Below are 5,383 nucleotides of genomic sequence, written 5' to 3' on the forward strand. Positions count from 1 at the left end.
TGTGCGTAGACGACGAGGATACTGACTGTAACAATCGGTATAGATTGGACCGAAAGCGCTAAGCCGCCATGTCTTCCGACTGCTGTTGTTGTAAGGCACAGTCAGAGTCGGAGGAGGACAGGGATGCAGCCGGCCGTGAAGATGGTGTTAGCTGGCGGTTCATCAGCCAGCTTACAGCACGGGCGACTTTGGAGACACGTGGTCTTCGTGGCTTCAAAGCGAGCGAGAAGACTGGTGATTTTCCAGTCTGAAGCGTCCCCACAGCAGGCGGAATCCCTGTCAGCCGGAGTGCGGCAATTTTACACTATCTTAATGGTGAGAATCCTTGCCAATACTGGGGCAAGACAGATATTTTATCTTTCAACCTTTAGTTAGAACAAAAAGTTCACAGTCAGGTGTCTGTTCTACTATCGGTTTGTCAGTTGTACCATCAAGACAAAGTTTATCCCATACGTTACATCATCAGTGAGTGATAACCTATGTAAGTGAGAAGTGATTCTCTCATTATCAGTTCTTATGTTCTTGGAGTTCTGCTTGTTTGAACAATTTTAGGATACAAAGTACTTTTTTTAACTAGCTAGTAAAGTGCAGTGAGTATATAGAGCAGTTATGGATAGTTTTTTGAATTTTTTTCAGTCTATCTATGAAGATGAGGGGATGTTATACTTTGATTTCGCAATGGGAAGAGAGTTTGATGAGTGGTTTAATCATATGAAGAAAGTTGTACTATCAGGGAAATTGACATCAATTGAGCGTGACTTATTAGAACAACTACTAGAGGTGCTTGTTTCACCAAATAAAAAGATTAATTTGTTAGATGAGCTGGGGATTTCTATCGATGATTTAGACTTGGCTTTTGCGAGACTTGAGTACTATGGGTTGGTCAAATATTGGGTAGAAGACGAGACAGAGAAAAAGGTTGACGTATGAAATGGCTCTGAGATTTACGGTAAGTTCTCCTGTTAGTTCGTCAATTGTACTATCCAGATAAGGGTTATTCTGTGCAAGGTCCTAACAGTAAATGGTAAGCTACCCTTATCAGTAGGACACCTGTCACTACTAAGGGGGAGTACCAATGACTAAAGGATTAATTTTTGCGTTTCATGGGGGGCCGACAGCATTTGTTAACCGCGTCAACAGTGTGATCGGACAACTTGACGATGTTGATTTGGACTTGCTGGAACGGTTGTGCGAATGGTCTAAGGACAATGGGTCCGTTATTCCAATGGGGAGTCTTGAGCTGACAGCGGAGAATGTTCAATTTCGGTTAGAAAAGCTAGAGAAGCTAGAGTTAATCGACTTTGGCGTCCGCGTGTAGGCCAAGCAAAAAGGTCTGGGAATTTTCCCAGACCTTTTGTGTTTCCAAATTTATATTGTCACAACGTGTCTGTCTAGGATTCGCGTTCAACGTCCTCGGCCAGCTCCAACCAAATCGTCAGCGGTGAGGGGATGTAGTCGGGCCAGACCTCCATCTTCTTCGCACACCGATCGAGCAGGTGGCTCTGACCATCTTCGGCCAAGTCGGTGAAAACGGTCAACGCCTGGACGTTATCTTCCAAATCAGTCATGAGCGTCGGGACGTTATGCTTCCATTCTTCAATCAAGTCTTGATAAATGACAATGCGGCGAGCCTGCAGAATCGTGTAGTCAACGCCCTCGACGTGTAGTCGCTTGACGAAACGGTCGTATTCATTGAATACCGCCGTCTGGGCACGTTGCCAGTCCGTCTTCGTAAATTCCGCTTGTTTTTCCTTCATGATGTTCGACCTCTTTATCTCGTGCTTAATTTCCAAAAGTTTAATAAAATCTTTTCCCTATCTTTGAGAAATTGCATCTTTTATCAGTATAGCATTTTAACGAATAATAGTAAGGTATCTTTACATGTTGGCCAGTTGGCTAGTCGTAACGGCGCAAATTGCTGGATACAAAAACGGGGAACTGATTCGCTCCCCGTGAGTGACACTATTTTTCCCAGCCACACAGCTTGTAGTGGGTATGTTTGGCCCATTTCAGTGTGACGTGCTTGAGTTTGCCGGCGTGATTCAAGCCCCGGCAGTGCTTGTCGTAGTGATACTTCTTCCCGTGATTCGGTGCGATCCAAACCTTGGTGGCCTTGGCCTCGGCAGTTGTGGTCGGGGCGGTCAACGGTTCGACCATCCCGCCAAGCGTAAATGAAACGGCAATCAGCGCCATAGCGCGACGTAATGTCTTCATTAGTATCCTCCCTGGATATGTAGTGGCATCAGCTTTTTTCGTCGTCAGCGATTGGACGATGACTTAGCTCGCTTGACTATAGCCGGTCGCGTAGTCGATGGTGTAACCGGGTTCGATGTTAAAAATATAAATGTTAAACCGAATGACGTTGGAGCCAATCGATTGGGCCCGCATCTGTACGCCACGAGCAACCAGTTCGTGGCCCTTAAAGATTGGCGTGACGGTATAACGGACATAGTGACTGGAACTGGATTTCAGGTAAGTGGCGACGTCCATTTCGTTGTGAAGCATGCTGGGATTGTTCAGAGTTCGCGTCCCAGTCATCAGGTTCTTGGGATTATTGTTCTGGCCGGTAAATTGATAACCGATTAAATGGCTACGGTTATACAGCCAACCGTGATGGGTGCGTTTGTTATGCCAACCGGTGGGGTCAAACGTCAGTGCTTCACGCTTGGCACTGGGCATTAGCGACCGATTCAGCAGGGCCGCCGCTCCGGTGACGCGATTGTATCCGTCTAGGTTGTGGTAAGTCTGCCATGGCCCTTTTTTTGTTGAGAGTTGCGGCTTACTAAAGTGGGGATTGTTGTGGTCAATGGTGATTTCCTGTTGCCCGCTGTAGGTTAACGTCGCTAAGTTGGTCTTAGCTTTTGAGGTCGCCGGGGACTTTTTCGTAATCCTTCTGGACTTAACCTTGGTTGTCGACCGCTTATGATCGTACGAGACTTGTTGCTGCGAGATGTCTTCCTTTTGACTGGCAAGTCGCTCTTTTTCCGCGGCGTTATCCTTTTCCAATTTAGCGGCCTTTTTTTCTGGTGAATGGTCGTAGACAATCTTGGTACTCGTGGTGGTCTTGGCCGATGACTTAGTGGGGGCGCAACCACTGACGCCGATAGCGAAGGTGCTAAACAATAGGAGTGTCAGAACTGTTATCTTTTTCATTAGCGTAATGCCTTTCTATAACCGGCCGCCTTGGCCTGGGCTTCCGTTTGGAAGTAGACCGCGTTGCTACTATTCATGTGGTAGCCCGCTTGGTCCGGCGTATGATAAATTTTGGAATTCCGATTGCCGATGATCTTACCCGCCTTGCGCGTGTCGAGGTCACCTTTGGCGTGAGTCGACGTTGCGTGATGACTGCTGCTGGCAGCCGCCGCTCGACTCGTTGACGTCGCTGCTGCATGGCTCGCCGCCACAGCGCGTTCCGATTCGACCTGGCGGCTGGCCCGTCGACTTGCCTGCTGACTGGATTCTTCAGAACTTGCCTTGGATGATGCAGTAGATGACGAACTGATCTTGTCGGCTAGGGCCATGCTGGCATCGTCTTGGCGACTGGCAGTGGCTGCCAATCGTTTGGATTCCGCCTTGGCCTTGGCTAAACGCCGGCTACCAACGTGAATCGTTTTGGTGGTGACGATGGCCTGAGGCTTGGCATTGGCCGTTCCAATCGCATAAAAGCCCCCGGATAACACCAAAATAACACTGATAATACCAAAAATTAGGTGACGCCTTTGGTGCTGATGTGGTCGGCGAAAGGCCCAATAGGCACCGCCAGCCCAAACCAGCATCCACAAAATGCTCCAAATAATAAGATGACCCCCTTCACCAATAGTTTTTCAGATTTAGCTGTGAACAATGGGTGATAAGTAATAAACGCCCAACACTAATTTTATGGGGGAAACCATGGTTTTGCAATGCTTACTTGTTCTTTTTTAGTAAAGAATGGCCGATTTAAAAAATATTTGGACTGTTTTTACGCACGGCTAATTTTGAAGGCAAGTAAAAAGGCCGCACACCGGTCCCAATGACCAGTGTGCGACCTGCAAATAGCGGTTTACTTTTTCTCTTTTAACAAGTCCACAATTTCCTTGAGGTAAACTTCTTCCTGCGAGGGGGTCTCATCTTCATCCTCTTCGGGTGCGGTTGGGACCAGCTTATTGATAAACTTGATCAATAGGAAGACCACGAAGGCGATGATCAGAAAATTAATGACGGAGTTGATAAAAGCCCCGTATTTAAAATGGGCACTCCCAATGGTCAAGACCAAGTTGGAAAAGTCAATATTCCCAATGAAAATACCCAGCAGGGGGTTGATCAGGTTGTCGACCAGTGACTTGACGATGGCGGTGAAGGCTGCCCCAACGATTACCCCGACGGCTAGGTCCATGACGTTGCCCCGGGCAATGAATTCCTTAAACTCTTTTAACACGTGTCGTTCCTCCTTTAGATATCGATAACGGTTACCTTCTATTTTTAACGATTATATTATAAAAAGCAACCAAAACGCTGACGAGAATTTCACGGGAATCTTAGCTTTTTACTCAGAAACTAAAGGGGAGTGTGCTATAATTGTAAGTGGTTTCAAAGTAGTCAATGGGTGTCTGAAATCCGTTACATTGGTGCCTAAAAAGTGGGCCTCAGCAAACGTTTTGCTTGCATTCCATTTCAAAATCAACTATTATCAATTGTTGATACATTTTAACCCGTTTGGGACAACCGAAGTGGTTTTAAAATGTTTTGGGAACCGAGTAGATTGTCATTATAGGAGGTGATTACCATGCTGAGTCGAACCAAAGAGTTCTTACGGCAACATAACTATCGTTACGAAAAGTCGTATATTCGGCCATTGATGGCGCCAGAGAGCGTTTATGTATTTAAATTCGGTCAAGATTCGCTCAATAATCGGGTAATCATTCGTTATGGTCATACGTGGACGGGCCGTCAGCGGATCAACGAGATTGATTTGCGACTGCATAAACAAAAGCATCCACGCGTCTTTCAAAACGAAGCGGATATGCTAGATTATTTAGAATCGCACATTTCCCGCGAGCAGCGAGACTCTGACCACACGACCGATGCCGAAAAAGTTTAAGGCCGTTCTATCAATTCTTTAATTTAGCGGAGAGCTGGTGACAATTTGAGTTGTCATTAGCTCTTTTTCTATAGAGCAGAGTGAGCTAGAAGGCAAGGCATAAATAGTCTTATGACAGATATCATTAGCTCTTTTTCTATAGAAGCACTTAAATCGGGCTGTGACTGTTGCACTCCCCGCGGTCGACCTTTAAACTGATAATTAAAGGCTGAAAGTTCTAAAATGTCAGTCACACCTGTTCTAGCAACAACAGTGAGACTAAAAATAGGCAATCTGGTGGTTCCTTCGCCTTACCGGCCGGCA

At 46.3% G+C, this 5,383-nt stretch carries 8 protein-coding genes; 3 read left to right on the top strand and 5 right to left on the bottom strand.

What is annotated here, in order from left to right; genetic code table 11:
* Nucleotides 1–657: 657 nt before the first annotated feature.
* Both FC99_RS12920 and FC99_RS12925 read left to right on the top strand, forming a co-directional pair.
* Nucleotides 658–930, top strand: coding sequence for a hypothetical protein (locus FC99_RS12920; protein ID WP_162258588.1), 273 nt, complete (start codon nucleotides 658–660; stop codon nucleotides 928–930).
* A 145-nt stretch (nucleotides 931–1,075) separates the two neighbouring features.
* On the top strand, nucleotides 1,076–1,318 hold the full coding sequence (locus FC99_RS12925) for a hypothetical protein (RefSeq protein ID WP_048735941.1): 243 nt from the start codon (nucleotides 1,076–1,078) through the stop codon (nucleotides 1,316–1,318).
* 73 nt (nucleotides 1,319–1,391) lie between these two features.
* Here the strand turns inward: FC99_RS12925 and FC99_RS12930 are convergent, their stop codons facing one another.
* From FC99_RS12930 to mscL, 5 genes are all read right to left on the bottom strand, one after another.
* The gene (locus tag FC99_RS12930) at nucleotides 1,392–1,757 is read right to left on the bottom strand and encodes a hypothetical protein (RefSeq protein WP_048735942.1); all 366 of its coding nucleotides are present in this window, start codon (nucleotides 1,755–1,757) and stop codon (nucleotides 1,392–1,394) included.
* A gap of 205 nt (nucleotides 1,758–1,962) precedes the next feature.
* Nucleotides 1,963–2,214, bottom strand: coding sequence for a hypothetical protein (locus FC99_RS12935; protein WP_048735943.1), 252 nt, complete (start codon nucleotides 2,212–2,214; stop codon nucleotides 1,963–1,965).
* A 63-nt stretch (nucleotides 2,215–2,277) separates the two neighbouring features.
* Entirely contained in the window at nucleotides 2,278–3,153 is an 876-nt protein-coding gene (locus FC99_RS12940; protein WP_048735944.1) for a DNA/RNA non-specific endonuclease, read from the bottom strand.
* Nucleotides 3,153–3,776: a sunset domain-containing protein gene (locus FC99_RS12945; RefSeq protein ID WP_048735945.1), complete on the bottom strand. Its 624-nt coding sequence runs from the start codon at nucleotides 3,774–3,776 to the stop codon at nucleotides 3,153–3,155. Before FC99_RS12945 ends, FC99_RS12940 begins: the two co-directional genes overlap by 1 nt.
* A 266-nt stretch (nucleotides 3,777–4,042) precedes the next feature.
* Entirely contained in the window at nucleotides 4,043–4,417 is a 375-nt protein-coding gene (gene mscL / locus FC99_RS12950) for a large-conductance mechanosensitive channel protein MscL (RefSeq protein ID WP_048735946.1), read from the bottom strand.
* A 348-nt stretch (nucleotides 4,418–4,765) separates the two neighbouring features.
* Between mscL and FC99_RS12955 the strand changes: the two genes are divergently transcribed.
* Nucleotides 4,766–5,080, top strand: a complete 315-nt coding sequence (locus FC99_RS12955) for a hypothetical protein (protein WP_191979294.1) — start codon at nucleotides 4,766–4,768, stop codon at nucleotides 5,078–5,080.
* The last annotated feature ends 303 nt before the right edge of the window (nucleotides 5,081–5,383 follow it).

Origin of the sequence: Levilactobacillus koreensis JCM 16448, assembly GCF_001435525.1 — a bacterium.
Classification (GTDB): Bacteria; Bacillota; Bacilli; order Lactobacillales; family Lactobacillaceae; genus Levilactobacillus; species Levilactobacillus koreensis.

Coding starts and splice junctions, on each gene's coding strand:
- FC99_RS12945 (WP_048735945.1), bottom strand. CDS start 3,776: ATGCTGGTTTGGGCTGGCGGTGCCTATTGGGCCTTTCGCCGACCACAT.
- FC99_RS12955 (WP_191979294.1), top strand. CDS start 4,766: ATGCTGAGTCGAACCAAAGAGTTCTTACGGCAACATAACTATCGTTAC.
- FC99_RS12940 (WP_048735944.1), bottom strand. CDS start 3,153: ATGAAAAAGATAACAGTTCTGACACTCCTATTGTTTAGCACCTTCGCT.
- FC99_RS12930 (WP_048735942.1), bottom strand. CDS start 1,757: ATGAAGGAAAAACAAGCGGAATTTACGAAGACGGACTGGCAACGTGCC.
- FC99_RS12935 (WP_048735943.1), bottom strand. CDS start 2,214: ATGAAGACATTACGTCGCGCTATGGCGCTGATTGCCGTTTCATTTACG.
- FC99_RS12920 (WP_162258588.1), top strand. CDS start 658: ATGTTATACTTTGATTTCGCAATGGGAAGAGAGTTTGATGAGTGGTTT.
- FC99_RS12925 (WP_048735941.1), top strand. CDS start 1,076: ATGACTAAAGGATTAATTTTTGCGTTTCATGGGGGGCCGACAGCATTT.